The organism is Halegenticoccus soli (assembly GCF_002844195.1).
GTDB classification, from domain to species: domain Archaea; phylum Halobacteriota; class Halobacteria; order Halobacteriales; family Haloferacaceae; genus Halegenticoccus; species Halegenticoccus soli.
In genome coordinates, this window is record NZ_PEND01000010.1 from 84,325 (window position 1) to 100,183 (window position 15,859).

General features: G+C 70.1%; 14 protein-coding genes. 11 read left to right on the top strand and 3 right to left on the bottom strand.

What is annotated here, in order from left to right; all coding sequences use genetic code 11:
* Positions 1–57: 57 nt before the first annotated feature.
* Positions 58–1,473, bottom strand: a complete 1,416-nt coding sequence (locus CNO20_RS21165) for a diaminobutyrate--2-oxoglutarate transaminase (protein ID WP_101298193.1) — start codon at positions 1,471–1,473, stop codon at positions 58–60.
* A 209-nt stretch (positions 1,474–1,682) separates the two neighbouring features.
* Here CNO20_RS21165 and panB point away from each other — a divergent pair, with 209 nt between their 5' ends.
* Positions 1,683–2,492, top strand: coding sequence for a 3-methyl-2-oxobutanoate hydroxymethyltransferase (gene panB, locus CNO20_RS21170; protein WP_101298194.1), 810 nt, complete (start codon positions 1,683–1,685; stop codon positions 2,490–2,492).
* Positions 2,493–2,504: 12 nt separating this feature from the next.
* Here the strand turns inward: panB and CNO20_RS21175 are convergent, their stop codons facing one another.
* Positions 2,505–3,275: an alpha/beta fold hydrolase gene (locus tag CNO20_RS21175; protein WP_394337279.1), complete on the bottom strand. Its 771-nt coding sequence runs from the start codon at positions 3,273–3,275 to the stop codon at positions 2,505–2,507.
* A gap of 155 nt (positions 3,276–3,430) precedes the next feature.
* On the opposite strand from CNO20_RS21175, the gene CNO20_RS21180 reads away from it, so the two are divergent.
* From CNO20_RS21180 to CNO20_RS21195, 4 genes are all read left to right on the top strand, one after another.
* Positions 3,431–3,679, top strand: a complete 249-nt coding sequence (locus tag CNO20_RS21180) for an Hsp20/alpha crystallin family protein (protein ID WP_101298195.1) — start codon at positions 3,431–3,433, stop codon at positions 3,677–3,679.
* Positions 3,676–5,937: a CDC48 family AAA ATPase gene (locus tag CNO20_RS21185; protein WP_101298196.1), complete on the top strand. Its 2,262-nt coding sequence runs from the start codon at positions 3,676–3,678 to the stop codon at positions 5,935–5,937. The genes CNO20_RS21180 and CNO20_RS21185 overlap by 4 nt, the downstream gene beginning before the upstream one ends.
* Positions 5,938–6,255: 318 nt before the next feature.
* On the top strand, positions 6,256–7,059 hold the full coding sequence (locus CNO20_RS21190; RefSeq protein WP_101298197.1) for a DUF4397 domain-containing protein: 804 nt from the start codon (positions 6,256–6,258) through the stop codon (positions 7,057–7,059).
* A 99-nt stretch (positions 7,060–7,158) separates the two neighbouring features.
* Positions 7,159–8,874, top strand: a complete 1,716-nt coding sequence (locus CNO20_RS21195) for a glutamate--tRNA ligase (protein ID WP_101298198.1) — start codon at positions 7,159–7,161, stop codon at positions 8,872–8,874.
* 92 nt (positions 8,875–8,966) lie between these two features.
* Here CNO20_RS21195 and CNO20_RS21200 read toward each other — a convergent pair whose 3' ends face one another.
* Complete coding sequence (locus CNO20_RS21200; protein ID WP_101298199.1) at positions 8,967–9,449, bottom strand: DUF456 family protein; 483 nt, start codon at positions 9,447–9,449, stop codon at positions 8,967–8,969.
* Positions 9,450–9,549: 100 nt separating this feature from the next.
* Between CNO20_RS21200 and CNO20_RS21205 the strand changes: the two genes are divergently transcribed.
* The 6 genes from CNO20_RS21205 (at position 9,550) to CNO20_RS21230 (ending at position 15,777) form a co-directional block, all read left to right on the top strand.
* Positions 9,550–9,879, top strand: coding sequence for a 4Fe-4S dicluster domain-containing protein (locus tag CNO20_RS21205; RefSeq protein ID WP_101298200.1), 330 nt, complete (start codon positions 9,550–9,552; stop codon positions 9,877–9,879).
* 197 nt (positions 9,880–10,076) lie between these two features.
* Entirely contained in the window at positions 10,077–10,940 is an 864-nt protein-coding gene (locus tag CNO20_RS21210) for an electron transfer flavoprotein subunit beta/FixA family protein (RefSeq protein WP_101298201.1), read from the top strand.
* A gap of 2 nt (positions 10,941–10,942) precedes the next feature.
* Complete coding sequence (locus CNO20_RS21215) at positions 10,943–12,775, top strand: electron transfer flavoprotein subunit alpha/FixB family protein (RefSeq protein ID WP_101298202.1); 1,833 nt, start codon at positions 10,943–10,945, stop codon at positions 12,773–12,775.
* The gene (locus CNO20_RS21220; RefSeq protein WP_101298203.1) at positions 12,768–14,441 is read left to right on the top strand and encodes an FAD-dependent monooxygenase; all 1,674 of its coding nucleotides are present in this window, start codon (positions 12,768–12,770) and stop codon (positions 14,439–14,441) included. Before CNO20_RS21215 ends, CNO20_RS21220 begins: the two co-directional genes overlap by 8 nt.
* A gap of 7 nt (positions 14,442–14,448) precedes the next feature.
* On the top strand, positions 14,449–14,910 hold the full coding sequence (locus CNO20_RS21225) for a DUF8055 family protein (RefSeq protein ID WP_233204273.1): 462 nt from the start codon (positions 14,449–14,451) through the stop codon (positions 14,908–14,910).
* Positions 14,911–15,042: 132 nt separating this feature from the next.
* Positions 15,043–15,777, top strand: a complete 735-nt coding sequence (locus CNO20_RS21230; RefSeq protein WP_101298204.1) for a GNAT family N-acetyltransferase — start codon at positions 15,043–15,045, stop codon at positions 15,775–15,777.
* Positions 15,778–15,859: the final 82 nt, after the last annotated feature.

Below are 15,859 nucleotides of genomic sequence, written 5' to 3' on the forward strand. Positions count from 1 at the left end.
GGAACAGGTCGTCGGCCGACCGACCCTCCGCGCCGTGGATACCGGATTCCGGACGGTTCACGCGTCCACCCCCTCGACGGCCGCCGCGACCGCCTCGCGGAAGATCTCGCCGATCTCGTCGACCTGCTCCGCGGTGACGACGAGCGGCGGCAGGAAGCGGACCGTCGCGCCGTGGCGGCCGCCGGTCTCCACGACGAGACCCCGGTCGAAGCACGCCGACTGGACGGCGTCCGCGAGGTCGCCGTCCGCCGGCTGCGCGCCCACCGCGTCGGGCTCGGCGTCGGGGTCGACGAACTCGACGCCGAGCATCAGCCCGCGCCCGCGCACGTCGCCGACCGCGTCGAACGACTCGGCCGTCCGTTCGAGCCGCCCGCGGAGGCGCTCGCCCATCTCGGCGGCGCGCTCGTCGAGGTCGTTTTCGAGCACGTACTCGATCGTCGCCCGGCCGGCGGCCATAGCGAGCTGGTTGCCGCGGAAGGTGCCGGCGTGCGCGCCGGGCTCCCACTCGTCGAGCTCCTCGCGGTAGACGACGACCGACAGCGGGAGGCCGCCGCCGATCGCCTTCGAGAGCGTCACCGCGTCCGGGACGATGCCGGCGTGTTCGAAGGCGTACAGCTCCCCCGTCCGGCCGAGCCCGGTCTGGATCTCGTCGACGACGAGCGGCACGTCGCGCTGCCGGGTGATCCGCCGGATCTCGCGGGTCCACTCGTCCGGAGCGGGGATCGCACCGCCCTCGCCCTGGACGAGCTCGACGACCACGCCCGCCGGACTCGTGATCCCGCTCTCTGGATCGTCGAGCAGGTGCTCGACGTACCGGCTGATCGCCCGGTGTCCCTCCTCGCCGCCGATGCCGAACGGCGGCCGGTAGTCGTACGGGTAGGGCAGGTGGTGGACGCCCGGCATCAGCCCGGCGATCGGCTCCTTGGCGTCCGTGTCGCCCATGAGGCTGAGCGCGCCGTTCGTCATCCCGTGGTAGCCGCCCTGAAACCCGAGCACGCTCCGGTTGCCGGTCGCGGTCTTCACGAGCTTCAGCGCCGCCTCGACGGCGTCAGTGCCCGCGGGGCTGCAGAACTGCACCTTCGCCGACTCGGCGAACTCGGTCGGGAGGCTGTCGAACAGCGCGTCGACGAACGCCTCCTTCTCCGGCGTCGTGACGTCGAGGGTGTGCAGCGGGCGGTCCTCGTCGAGGAGCCGCCGCATCTCGGCTTCGACGGCCGGGTGGTTGTGTCCGAGCGCCAGCGTCCCGGCGCCCGCGAGGCAGTCGTAGTAGACGTTTCCGTCCGCGTCCTCCACTTCGATCCCCCGCGCCCGGCTGATGGCGAACGGGAGGTTCCGCGGATACGTCCGCGCGTTCGACTCGCGCGCCGCCTGCTGTCGGAGCAACCGCGCGTTCGAGGCGTCTCCGTAGCCGTGCGCCGCCGCCCGGTCCGCGGACGCCGACCCGTTCGACGCTTTCGTTCTCTCGTGTTGCATGTGGAGTTTTAGGCCAACCTAACTCCTATTAAAGCGTTCGATTTTTAGGCATACCTAAAAATTCACAAACATGTGTGCGCGGAAAAGCGTCGAGACCGACGCGCCGCTCAGCCGGGTCGGCGGCCGGTCGGGCGGCGGTTCTCGCCTGTAATCCGGCAGACCCGTCGGCGACCGCACGTATTTATCCGCCCCGCGACCAACCGCCGGGCATGCCAACCACGCGGGACCTCTCGACGAAGGCGGGGGTCGAACCGATCACGATGCTGACCGCCTACGACGCTCCGACGGCCGCCGTCGTCGACGCGGCGGGCGTCGACGTGATCCTCGTCGGCGACAGCATGGGCAACGCGGTGCTCGGGTACGACTCGACGCTCCCGGTCACCTTCGAGGAGGTCAAGAGCCGGACGGCGGCCGTCGCGCGCGCGGCCGAGGAGTCGCTGGTCGTCGCGGACATGCCGTTTCTCTCGGTCGGCGTGAGCGAGGCGGAGAGCGTCCGCAACGCCGGCGCGATGCTCAAGGAGGCCGGGGCGGACGCGGTCAAGCTCGAAAGCGGGCCGCACACGGTCGAGCTGACCGAGAAGCTCGTCCGGCTCGGCATTCCGGTGATGGCGCACCTCGGCCTCACCCCCCAGCAGGTCAAGCGTACCGGATACGCCCGCCAGGGGACGACCCGCGACGAGGCGCGGGAGATCCTCGACCTCGCCCGCGCCCACGAGGAGGCGGGGGCGTTCTCGCTCGTCCTCGAACACGTCCCGGCGAACCTCGCCGCGCAGGTGACGGAGGCGATCGGCGCCCCGACGATCGGCATCGGCGCCGGCCCCGACTGTGACGGCCAGGTGCTCGTGATCACCGACGTGCTCGGGCTGAGCGACTACGCGCCGCCCTTCGCCGAGCAGTTCGGCGACGTGCGCTCGGAGATGCGGGCGGCGGTCGAAACGTACCGCGACGCGGTCGAGGCCGGCGAGTTCCCGACGGCCGAACACAGCCACGTCGAGGAGGAGCTGGACGAGCTGTACTGACCTCCCGCCGCCTCACAGCCCGTCGAGGAACGCAGACACCGCCCGGTTGAACGCCTTCGGCCGTTCGAGCATCGCCAGGTGGGCGGCGTCGTCGACGACGACCGCGTCGCAGTCGGGCATCTCCTCCGCCAGGAACTCGTGGTACCACGGGGGCGTCAGCTTGTCGTGCTCGCCGACGACGGCGAGCGCCGGGACGTCGATCTCGCCGAGGCGGTCCCGCACGTCGAACCCGTGGCAGGTCCGGAAGTCCCGCTCCGTGACGGCCCGGCCGGCGTCGTACATCGCCTCCTTCGAGAGGTCGAGGTACCGCTCGTCGGGGTCGTGAAACAGCCGGTCCGGCTTGTGGAGGAACTCCACCGCCCGGTCGAAGTCGTCCGAGAGCCACGCGAGCAGGTCGTCGAGAACCGTCAGTTTCGCGCCCGTCCCCGCGAGCACGAGGCCGTCGAGCGGGAGGTCGCGTTCCAGCGCGACCGTCATCGCCACCGCGCCCCCGAGGGAGTTGCCGACGAGCACCCGCGCGCCCGTCTCCTCGGCCGCCGCGACGACGTCGTCGGCGTACGCCGAGAGCGACTCGTACCCCGCGTCCGCGTCGACGTCATCGCTCTCGCCGTGCCCGCTCAGGTCGAGCGCGACGACGGGCCGATCGTCCGCGAGGCGGAACTGCGACTTCCAGACGGCGTGCGAGCCGCCGCTCCCGTGGACGCAGAGGACTCCCGGCTCTGATCCGCCCCGGTCGGACCGGCGGTACGCCGTGGTCCGGCCGTGATGTGTAACTTCGTCCATATCCAACCTTGTCGCGTGCGGCATATGAAGCCACGCGTCGCGCGGATCGCCGGAACCGCATTTCGACCGGTTAGAACGTAACCCGATCCCGTCTTCCGATTTCGTCGACAGAAGAGTTATATACTTAACCGACTAACTTGGAGTTAGGATTCATCATGAGTCAGCAGCAATTCGTCGGCGGGAGCGAACGGTTCCTCCGCCGGTACGACTACGGCGACGAGTGGGTCGTCGCCGCCGACCTCGGCGTCTCGGACGAGGCGGTCGACGTCGACGTCGTCGGCGAGACCGCCATCATCGTCGTCGAACGGGACGGCCGCGTCTGGGAGACGGAGTTCGAACTCCCGGACGCGGGCGCGGAAGCGTTTATGAAAAACGGCGTACTCACTCTCAGTGGTGCGAAATGAAGCTCACCGTCAAACCGCTTAAACAGAAGGACGCCGGCCGCGGGCTCGCGGCCATCGATCGCGTCGCCGCCGAGGAGATGGGGCTGAGCGGCGGCGACTTCATCCGAATCGAGGGGCGAGAGGGAACCGCCATCGCGCGCGTCTGGCCCGGCTACCCCGAGGACGACGGCACGGGCGTCATCCGGATCGACGGGCGACTCCGCCAGCAGGCGGACGTCGGCATCGACGACAAGGTCGACGTCGAGAAGGCGGACGTCAAGCCCGCCCGCGAGGTGAGCATCGCGCTCCCGCAGAACCTCCGCATCAGCGGCAACATCGGGCCGCACATCCGGGATAAGCTCTCGGGACAGCCGGTCACGAAGGGCCAGTCCATCCAGATCCCCTTCGGCTTCGGCTTCATGGCCAACCAGAGCCAGGCGGTCCCGCTGAAGATCGCGAGCACGAAGCCGAGCGGAACCGTCGTGATCAACGACTCGACGGAGATCTCCATCAGCGAGAAGCCCGCCGAGCAGATCCGCGGCGCGGCCGCCGGCGGCGGCGACGGTCCCGACGTGACCTACGAGGACATCGGCGGCCTGGACCGCGAACTCGAACAGGTCCGCGAGATGATCGAGCTGCCGATGCGTCACCCCGAGCTGTTCAAGCGGCTCGGCATCGAGCCGCCGAAGGGCGTGCTCCTGCACGGCCCGCCGGGCACCGGCAAGACGCTCATCGCCAAGGCCGTCGCCAACGAGATCGACGCCTCGTTCCACACCATCTCGGGGCCGGAGATCATGTCGAAGTACTACGGCGAGTCAGAGGAGCAGCTCCGGGACATCTTCGACGAGGCGACCGAGAACGCGCCGGCGATCGTCTTCATGGACGAGATCGACTCGATCGCGCCGAAGCGATCCGAGGCCGGCGGCGACGTCGAGCGGCGGGTCGTCGCGCAGCTGCTCTCGCTCATGGACGGGCTCGAAGAGCGCGGGCAGGTCGTCGTCATCGGGGCGACCAACCGCCTCGACGCCATCGACCCCGCGCTCCGCCGGGGCGGGCGGTTCGACCGCGAGATCGAGATCGGCGTCCCGGACCGGGACGGCCGCAAGGAGATCCTGCAGGTCCACACCCGGAACATGCCGCTCGCGGACGGCGTCGACCTCGACGTGTACGCCGAGAGCACCCACGGGTTCGTCGGGGCGGATCTCGAATCGCTGGCGAAGGAGGCGGCGATGAACGCGCTACGGCGCATCCGCCCGCAGCTCGACCTCGAAGCCGAGGAGATCGACGCCGACGTGCTCGACTCGCTCGTCGTCACCGAGGGCGACTTCAGGGAGGCGCTGAAGGGCGTCGAGCCCTCGGCGCTCCGCGAGGTGTTCGTCGAGGTGCCGAACGTCACGTGGGACGACGTCGGCGGCCTCGAGAGCACCAAAGAGCGGCTCCGCGAGACGATCCAGTGGCCGCTCGACTACCCCGAGGTGTTCCAGGCGATGGACATGGACGCCGCGAAGGGCGTGCTCCTGTACGGCCCGCCGGGCACCGGCAAGACGCTGCTCGCGAAGGCCGTCGCCAACGAGTCGGAGAGCAACTTCATCTCCATCAAGGGGCCGGAGCTCCTGAACAAGTACGTGGGCGAGTCCGAGAAGGGCGTCCGCGAGATCTTCAGCAAGGCCCGCGAGAACGCCCCGACGGTGGTGTTCTTCGACGAGATCGACGCCATCGCGACCGAGCGGGGGAGCCGCACCGGCGACTCCGGCGTCGGCGAGCGCGTCGTCTCGCAGCTCCTCACCGAACTCGACGGCCTGGAGGCGCTCGAGGACGTGGTCGTCATCGCGACCACGAACCGGCCGGACCTCATCGACGCGGCGCTCCTGCGCCCGGGCCGGCTCGACCGCCACGTGCACGTCCCCGTCCCGGACGAGGAGGCCCGCCGGAAGATCCTCGAGGTCCACACGCGGAACAAGCCGCTCGCGGACGACGTCGACCTGGACCGGCTCGCCCGCAGGACCGAGGGCTACGTCGGCGCGGACCTCGAAGCGCTGGCCCGCGAAGCGGCGCTGGCCGCGTCCCGCGAGTTCATCGGAAGCGTGAAACCCGAGGAGATCGCAGAGAGCGTCGGGAACGTCCGCATCACGATGGACCACTTCGACCAGGCGCTCGATCAGGTCGGCCCGAGCGTGACCGACGAGGTCCGCCAGCGCTACGACGAGATCGAAGAGCGGTTCCAGAAGAGCGAGGTCGGGCGGGACACCGAGGGAGAGGTCAGCCGCACCTTCCAGTAGGTCCGACCGCACCCGCCGTTCGACGTTCGGTTTTCGGCGCGCCGCGCCGGCTCTCCTCGACTTTTCCGGCTCGCAGTCGAAACATCGAGCCACCGCCCGAAACGCGCATTTCGGAGCGCTTCGGCGTCCGGTTTTCCTCCGAGAGGGCCGGAGTCCGCCGGTTCGCGCGCCGCCGTCTGCGCGCTATCGGCACTCGCGGGCGAGCGCCGATCTATCACTCGAAGAGCCGGATAAACGGGGCGTAGTCCCCTGTAGGCCCGGTAAACCGGCCCGCAACGGTCGTTCGGCTTCATCCCGTGAACGTCCCTGTGGTCGGACGTGACATCGAAATCGAATCAGTCGCGGCGAACGGTACTGAAGGCTGTCGGCGCCGCGGGAGCGCTCTCGCTCGTCGGCGGGACGGGCGTCGCCGGCGCGAACGAACACGGCGGCTCGGACGATGACGGGGGCGGCGGAAACGGCGGCGACTGCGCGGCCGTTCGCGTCGCGCACGCGTCGCCGGACGCGCCCGCCGTCGACGTGTACGTGAACGGCGAGAAGGTCCTCTCGAACGTCGAGTTCGGGACCGTGACCGACTACCTCGTCGTCGAGCCCGGGACGTACACGGTGAAGATCACGGCGGCCGGCGACCCGGAAACCGTGGCCTTCGAGGGCGACGTGACCCTCGAGAGCAAGTTCTACACCGTCGCGGCCGTCGGCCAGCTCTCCGACGGCACGTTCGAGCCGCTGGTGCTCGTCGACGACGACGTGGCGCTCGTACGCCTCGTCCACACGTCGCCGGACGCGCCCGCGGTCGACGTGACCGTCGAGGGCGCGGACCTGACGCTCTTCGACGGCGTGAGCTTCGGCGACCAGACCGACTACGTCGTCGTTCCGGCGGGCGAGTACACGCTCGAAGTCCGGGGCGACACCGAGAACGACGACGGCGACGTGGTCGCGACGTTCGACGTGGCGCTCGAACCGGGCGTCCAGTACACCGCCTTCGCGATCGGGTACCTCTCGCCGGAGAACGCGCCCGCTGACGCGCCCGACGACCGCGCGTTCGACCTGCTGGTCGCCACCGACGCGGGAACCGAGCCGCTCGACCCCTGCGACCTGCGCGGCGACGGCAGCAACGCCTGAACGGCCCTGCGCGGTCCACCTCCGCGCCTGCGCCGACCGCCGCGAGGGCGGACGGCCAATCCACGCCTGTTTTTACTCGGCGACCGAAATCGGACGGTAATGGATCAGGAGTTGCGCGATCGGGTCAGAACGGAGGCGGAGAAGCACGCGCTGTTCAACGCGGTCAAGTACGGGAGCGACGCGGACGTCGGCGCGGTCATGGGACCGCTCATGGGCGAGAACCCGGAGTTCCGGCCCCACGGAAGCGAGATCCCCGGCGTCGTCGGCGGCGTGGTGAGCGAGGTGAACGGCCTGACCCCCGACGAGCGCCGCGAGCGCCTGGAAGCGCTCGCCCCCGACCTCCTCGCCGAACTCGAGGCCGAGGACGAGGAGGACGAGCGGACCCTGCCGGACCTCCCGAACGCCGACGGGTACGACGAGATCCGGATGCGGGCGGCCCCGAACCCGAACGGCCCCTGGCACCTCGGCCACGGCCGGATGCCGGCGGTCATCGGGACGTACAAGGAGCTGTACGACGGCTGGATGCTCTGCCGGTTCGACGACACCGACCCGGAGACGAAGCGCCCCGACCTCGACGCCTACGACGCGATCCTGGAGGACGTCGAGTACCTCGGCTTCGAGCCCGACGAGGTCGTCCGCGCGAGCGACCGCCTCGAAACCTACTACGACCACGCCAGGGAGCTCATCGGGATGGGCGGCGCGTACACCTGTTCCTGTTCCGGCGAGGCGTTCTCCGAGCTGAAGAACGCCGGGAAGCCGTGCCCCCACCGCGACAAGGACCCCGAGACGACGCTCCGGGAGTTCGAGGCGATGGTCGACGGCGAGTACGGCGCGGGCGAGATGGTGCTCCGGGTCAGGACCGACATCGAGCACAAGAACCCCGCGCTGCGCGACTGGGTCGCCTTCCGCGTCGTCGACACGCCGCACCCGCGCGAGGAGGCCGCGGCGTACCGCTGCTGGCCCATGCTCGACTTCCAGTCCGGGATCGACGACCACCTGACGGGGATCACCCACATCATCCGCGGGATCGACCTCCAGGACAGCGCCAAGCGCCAGCGGTTCGTCTACGACTACTTCGGCTGGGAGTACCCCGAAGTCCTCCACTGGGGGAAGATCCAGGTCGACGAGTACGACGTGAAGCTCAGCACCTCGACCATCGCGCGGCTCATCGAGGAGGGCGAACTCGACGGCTGGGACGACCCCCGCGCCCCGACGCTCGCGAGCGTCCGCCGGCGCGGCATCCGGGGGGCCGCCGTCACCGACGCGATGGTGGACCTCGGCCTCTCGACGAGCGACGTCGACCTGGCGATGAGCAGCGTCTACGCCAACAACCGCGAGCTCGTCGACGACGAGGCGAACCGGTACTTCCTCGTCCGCGACGGGGTCGAGAAGGCCGTCGTCGGCGGACCCGAGGCCGGCGAGCCGCCGCTGCACCCGGACCACGAGGAGCGCGGCCGGCGGCGCATCCCCGTCGGGGGCGCGGTGCGCGTCGAGGCCGAGGACGTCCCGCCGAACGGAAAGCGCGTCTGGCTGAAGGGCTTCGGCTGCGTGCGCCACACGCGGGACGCCTTCGAGTACGCGGGCGACGACATCGACGCCGTCCGGGAGGAGGGCGTCGACGTGATCCACTGGGTGCCCGCCGACGGCGCGGTGCCGGTGACGATGCGGACGCCCGACGGCGACGTAACGGGGCGTGCCGAGCCGGACTTCGCCGAAACGGAGGTCGACGAGGTGGTCCAGTTCGAGCGCGTCGGCTTCGCCCGCGTGGACGCTCACGGGGAGGACGGGTCGGTCGTCTACTTCGCGCACCGGTAAGGACGGCGGTCGAACCGACGACGATCGACCGCCGTCGGCGCCGTACCGTCTCCGCGCGCCGTCAACACGCCCACGACGCCGTCGCCGCGTCGTCACAACGCCGCCACGAGCACCATCGCGACCAGCATCGACCCGGTCAGGAGCACCTGCACGACGGAGGACGCGAGCACGCCGACCGTCGCGTAGAGTGCGGTCCGGAGGCTCGCCTCCGCGTCCTGGTTCCGGTAGAACTCCAGGGCGAACACGGTCCCGGCGACGCCGAGTACCAGCCCCAGCGGGCCGACGACGAACGCGAGGAGGACGCCGACCGCCGCCGCGACCGCCGTCGTCGCCAGCGACGCGCCACCGGCGCGCGCCGCGATGGGTCCCGACAGGTAGTCGACCGCCACCGCGACGAGGCCGACGAGCGTCAGCCCCGCGAGGGCGAGCGGACCGGGATCCGAGTAGCCGGTCGCGTACCAGTAGAGGTAGACGCCGACAAGGGACGACAGCGCGCCGGGCACGAGCGGAACGACGCTCCCGATCACGCCGACGACGAGGAGGACGAACGCCAGGAGCGCCAGGGCTTCGACCATCGTCCGTTCGGACGCCGCGAACCGACATACCGCTTGTCCCCGCGGCCGAACCCGTTCCCTAGTAGGTTTAAATAGCTACGATTAATGTGTATAGTTAGCGATGCCCATTGATCCGAACTTCGAGCAGAACCGAGAGCTAGCTGGCGAGGAAAACGGCGTCGACGTGTGGGGGCCGGTCGATCCGCCGGAGAAACTCGGCATCCACGGCACCCACGTCGCCGTGGACTTCGACATCTGCATCGCGGACGGCGCGTGCCTGGAAGACTGCCCGGTCGACGTGTTCACGTGGGTCGACTCCCCCGGCCACCCGGAGAGCGAGATCAAGGCCGAACCCACGCACGAGGCGCAGTGCATCGACTGCATGCTCTGCGTCGACGTCTGTCCCGTCGACGCCATCGACGTCGACCCCGGGCGCGCCGGCCGCATCTGAGCTCCCGCGGAAGCCAGCGAGCGCGTCGGTTCGGCCGGCCGGCCCTCCGAGCGCGCGGAACCGCGGGGGCCGCCGAACCCGCGCGCCGTTCCCGCGCCGGTCGACGCGAAGCCCCGCCGCCGAGCCGTCGGCTTTTGACCCTCGGGGAGCCCGTTATGAAAAACAATTAAGAAACAGCGCGACCCTCTCCTAGTTCGATGGTATCACTACACACTGCCGTCCTCACGAAGGGGGTACCCGACTTCCGCGAAGGACAGGTATCGTTCGACGAGGAGGGTCACCTCGAACGGGGCAAGACGCCGACCGTGATGAACCCGAACGACCGGCACGCGCTGAAGGCCGCGCTGCAGACGCGCGTCCGACACGGGGGGTGCACGAGCGTGATGAGCATGGGTCCGCCGGGGTACAAGGACGTGCTCCGCGAGGCGATGGCGTCGGTGTACGCGGACGACCTCTATCTGATCTCCGACCGCGAGCTCGCCGCCTCCGACACGTGGGCGACGGCGATCACGCTGTCGACGGCGATCGAGCGACTCGGCGAGCCGGACGTCGTCTTCGCCGGCTTCAAGACCGCCGACGGCGAGACGGGCCACACCGGCCCGCAGACGTGCTGGTGTCTCGACATGCCGATCGTCACGCACGTCATCGCTCTCGACATCGACCCCGAGGAGCGCACCCTCCGCGCGAAGCGCCTCGTGGAGGGGGACATCGAGGAGATCGAGACGGTCGAGACGGAGCTGCCGGCGTTCGTCGTCGCCGACCCCGAGTTCGAGCCGTCCTACCGGACGGCGTCCCACCGGCTCGAACTGAAGGACCTCCGGGCGCGGACGGAGCGCCGCGCCGAGGAGTTCGAAGAGCACCTGACCGTCTGGGACCACGTCGACCTGAACCTCGATCCGGACTACATCGGCCTCGACGGGTCGCCGACGATCGTCTCCTCCGTCGACCCCATCCCCAAGGCGCCCGCCGAGCGCGAGGCGACGATGGTCGACCCGGACGACGAGGACGGGATGAGAGAGGTGCTCGACGTCATGGCGCCGCTCGCGGCGGGGGGTGACTGACGATGGCGGACTCCGACTCGAACGACTTCGACCCGAACGAGCACGAGATCGCCGAACTCGGCCCGGCGATCAAGGACGTCGAGGACGTCGATGCGCTGAAGGCGATCCTGGAGCGCGAGGAGTCCGGGCAGAACCGCCCGCAGGCGATCGCGCTCATCGAGAGCCGCATCGAGAAGTACGAGGGTCCGGAGGACGAGGTCGAGCTCGACGAGATCGACCTGTCGGAGATGAGCACCGCGGACGTCGGCAACGCCGTCCAGGGGATCGAGGAGGTCGAGGAGCTCGAACGGCTCCTCGAAGCGGAGGAGGGAGGCGAAGACCGCGACAGCGTGAAGCGGCTCATCCGGAGCCGTATCGACTCCGTGGAGGGCAGCGAGGAGGAAGAGGGGGCGGCGGAGGAGCCGGAGACGCCGGAGGAGCGTCACCCCGACCTCGACCACCCGACCGCGGACAAAAAGCACGTCCGGGCGCTCTCGGGCGGCACCTACCGCGACATGTGGGTGTACTGCGAGACGCAGGCGGGCGACCTCGTCGACGTGTCCCGCGAGATGCTCGGGAAGGCCCGCGAACTGATGGACGGGTACAACGACGAGTACGGCGAGGACGAGCGGGTCGTCGGCGTCCTCGTCGGAAGCGACGTCGAGAGGCACGCCGAGGAGGTGATCGCCTGCGGCGCGGACGTCGTCGTCGTCCACGAGGACGAGCGCCTCGAACGCTTCCGGCACAAGCCGTACGCCGAGATCTTCTGCGACATGGCCCGGTGGGGCGGCGACCCGCGCGAGGAGAGGGGGCCCGAGGAGGCCGACTGGCGCGACTACGACGAGCCGCGCTACGTGCTCTTTCCGGCGACGAACAACGGCCGGGACCTCTCCGCGCAGGTGCAGGCCGAACTCGACTCCGGCCTCGCCAGCGACTGCTCCGGGCTCTACATCGAGGACACGGTCATCTCGAACCCCGTGAAGACGGGCGCGCCGGGCGAAAAGAAGACCTTCGAGCGCGTCCTGCACATGAAGCGGCCGGACTTCAGCGGCTTCGAGTACTCCACCATCCTCTGTCTGGACAACCCGAACCGGGAGTTCCACCCGCAGGGCGCCTCGGTGATCCCGGGGAGCTTCGAGATACCCGAGCCGGATTACGAGCGCGAGGGCGAGGTGGTCGACCACGACCTCGAACTCGACGACGGCTGGTTCCGCGTCGACGTGACGGAGTGGGACCGGCTGGACGAGGGGATCGACCTCTCTGGCCACGAGGTCATCGTCGCCGTCGGGCGGGGCATCGGCGAGGACCCGACGCTCGGGATGGAGCTGGCGATCGATCTCGCCGACGCCTTCGAGGACGCCGAGGTGGGCGTCTCCCGCGGCATCGTCACCGGCTCGTACAACTTCGACGCGCACGTCGAACAGTACACGCGCGAGGAGCGGCAGATCGGCGAGACGGGGCAGGTCGTCGCGCCGACGCTGTACGTCGCGGCGGGCATCAGCGGGGCCGTCCAGCACAAGGTCGGCATGGACGAGTCGGACACCATCGTCGCCGTCAACACCGACCCGAACGCCCGGATCCGCGACTTCTCCGATTACTTCATCGAGGGCGACCTCTTCGAGGTGCTCCCGCGGCTGACGGAGGCGGTGAAGACCGGCGAACTGGATCTGAAGGCGGTCGCCGACGGGAGCGGAAGCGGCGGCGTCACGGACGGCGGCAACGACACCGCGCCGGACGGCGGGAGAGACGCCGCGGCGGGCGGTGGTGACGCCGTAGACGGCGCGGACGGCGGCGGCGACGCCGCGGCGGACGACGACCGAGACGCCGCGGTCGACGGGGGTGAGACCGATGAGTGAGGCCGAGGAGTACGAGCACTTCGAGGCGGTCGTCGTCGGCGCGGGGCCGGGCGGTGCGGCCGCGGCGGCGACGCTCGCCCGCTACGGCGTCCAGACGCTCGTCCTCGAACGCGGCGTCGACGCGGGTTCGAAGAACGTCTCGGGCGGGCTCATCTACGCCGAGGAGTCAGCGCCGTACACGATCGACGCGCTCTTCGAGGGCTTCCGCGAGGAGGCCGCCGAGCGCCCCGTTACCGAGTACTACCTCCACAACGTCGCGGGCGACGCCGTCAAGACGTTCGACATCACCCGGCTCCACGAGCACGACACCGAGTGGTCGGACGCCGTCCTCCGGCGGAAGATGGACTCCTGGCTCGCCGACCGCGTCCACGAGATGGCGCGCGAGACGGGCGGCGGGCTCCTGACCGAGGTCCGGGTGAACGGCCTGCTCCGCGAGGGCGGAGAGATCGTCGGGGTCACCTGCGACGAGCTCGACCCGATCACGGCGGACGTGATCGTCGCCGCCGACGGCGTCAACAGCGAACTCGCGCGCGACGCCGGGCTGATGGACTGGGAGGACCCCTCGGAGTGGTTCCAGGGCGTCAAGGCCGTCGTCGACGTGCCGTCGGACGCCATCGCCGAACGGTTCGGAATCGACGAGGACGAGGGGGTCGCCCACCTGTTCTCCGGCGACCTGTTCCGGGACGTTCGCGGGGGCGGGTTCCTCTACACGAACGCCGACTCGCTCTCGATCGGGACGGTGTTCCACCTCGACAGCCTCGTCGCGGAGCGGGCGGAGCCGCACGAGCTGCTCGACGCGCTGCTCACGCACCCGCTCCTCGCGCAGTGGCTCGGCGACGAGTACCGCGAGCGGGAGTACTCGGCGAAGCTCGTCCCGGACTCGAAGAAGGTCGCTCACCCGGAGCCCCACGCGGACCGCCTCCTGCTCGTCGGCGACGCCGCCGGCCAGATGCAGGCGCAGGGGCCGATCATCAAGGGGATGAACCACGCGGTCACGGCCGGGGCGCTGGCGGCGGAAGCCTACGCGGAGGCGAGAGCCCGCGGCGACCCGGACTCGGCGGGCGAGCGGTACGCGCGGAAGCTGCGCGACGAGGGCGTGATGCGGAAGCTCCGGCCGCGGGGCTACGAGGCGGTTCGGACGCTCGGCGAGCGCGACGCAGCCGAGAACGTCGTCGACTCCGTCCTGACCTCCGCGGTCGGGCGGACCGGGGTCCGCGCGCTCTCCGGCCTGCTCGGCCGGCTGTACAGCTCGCCGCGGCTCGCCGCGATGGTGCCGGACACGCGAACCCCGTACGTGACGCTCCCGACGGTCATCGCCGAGGAGCTGGGCGAGCGAGTGGGCGACGAGAACAGGGTGCGGCCGCCGAGCCTCGAAGAGCGCATCGGGGAGCTGACGTACGACACCGACATCGGCAACCCCCACATCGCGCTCACGGACAACTCCTACGAGGCCAGCGGCGCGGCGGTCACGGCGTGTCCGGTCAGCGCCCGCGACTTCGGCGGCGGCTGCTACCGCGAGGAGACGATCCGGACGAACGGGAGCGAGGAGACGGTCGTGAGCCTCGACACCCAGCCGTGCGTCGAGTGCGGCACCTGCGCCATCGTCGCCGAGACGGAGTGGGAGCACCCGCGCGGCGGCAAGGGCGTCGAGTTCAGGGAGGGGTGAGCGGACGATGGCGGACGGAGCACCGGATCCGTGGGACGCGACGGACGGAACGGACGAAGACGCGGGCGCGGCGGACGGGAACGCGAGCGTGACGAACGGAACCGCGGACGCGGCCTACGGCGCGCGGATCCGCGACCTCGCCGAGGCTGCCCGCCGGGAGCGAGACGCGTTCGTCCCCCCGGCGGACCCGCCGGCCGAGGAGCGCGCGATGTCGTACCTCCGGTCGGGCCTCGGCCCGGTCGTCGCGCTCTACGTCGAGGCGCGCACCGGCGGGCGGACGGTCGCCTTCTCCGCCGAGGAGTTCGCGCTGCTCCAGCGGGCGACGAACGACTGGCTCTCGCTGTACGCGCGGTGTTACGGCGTCGAGATGGACGCCGAGTTCACGGTCCGCGAGGCCGCCGAACTCCTCGTCCGGACGCACAACATCCGCGACACGGCGCAGCTTCTGACCCGCGTGCCGGCGCGCTGACCCTCGACTGACGCGCGCCCGTGCGCACCCGTCGGAACCCGGTGGTCGCCCGACAGACGCGTCATCCGCCCTACACCTCCCGCGGTACTATCACGAACAACAATTATGTAGTGTCGCGCGGTAACAGTACCCATGGACATAACGGAGACGCTGACGTTCAACGACAAGGACCGCCGGGACGTGTACAACTACATCGAGCGGCACGGAACGGTGCGCGAGGACGAGGTGCGCCGCGCGCTGCGGCTGGATCCGGGCGCGCTCGGCGCCCACCTGACGATCCTCCGCAGGGACGGCTACGTCCGGAAGGTCGGCAACAAGCTCCAGGTCGCGTACCAGGAGGACGCCGGCGTCGAACACGAGTCCGACGGCATGTGGTTCACGATCAGGAGGGCCGACCAGGTCGACCTGGACGGGCTCATCGACCTGATGCGGATGGTCGCCCAGGAGGGCACGTACATCGAGGCGGAGACGGTGGCCGACATGATCGACCACGAGGAGGTCGTCCTCCGGCACAACGAGGTCCGCTCGCGGATGTTCTTCGTCGCGACCGTCGACGACGAGGTGGTCGGCTGGGTCCACCTCGACCTGCCGGAGGCGGAGAAGCTGAGCCACACCGCGGTGCTCACCGTCGGCGTCCACCCGGAACACCGGGGCCACGACATCGGCGGCAGGCTCCTCGACCGCGGCGTCGAGTGGGCGCGCGACCGCGGGTTCGAGAAGCTCTACAACAGCGTCCCCGCGACCAACGAGACCGCCATCGAGTTCCTCGAGGCCCACGGCTGGGAGACCGAGGCGGTCCGGAAGGACCACTACAAGATCAACGGCGACTACGTCGACGAGGTGATGATGGCGGTGGATCTCCGCTGAGGGGCCGTCGAGCGGCGATCGAGGCCCCGCCTCTCGCCGTTCATCGCTCACCGCCGCACACCGCCGGCCGTCGACGTCCGGC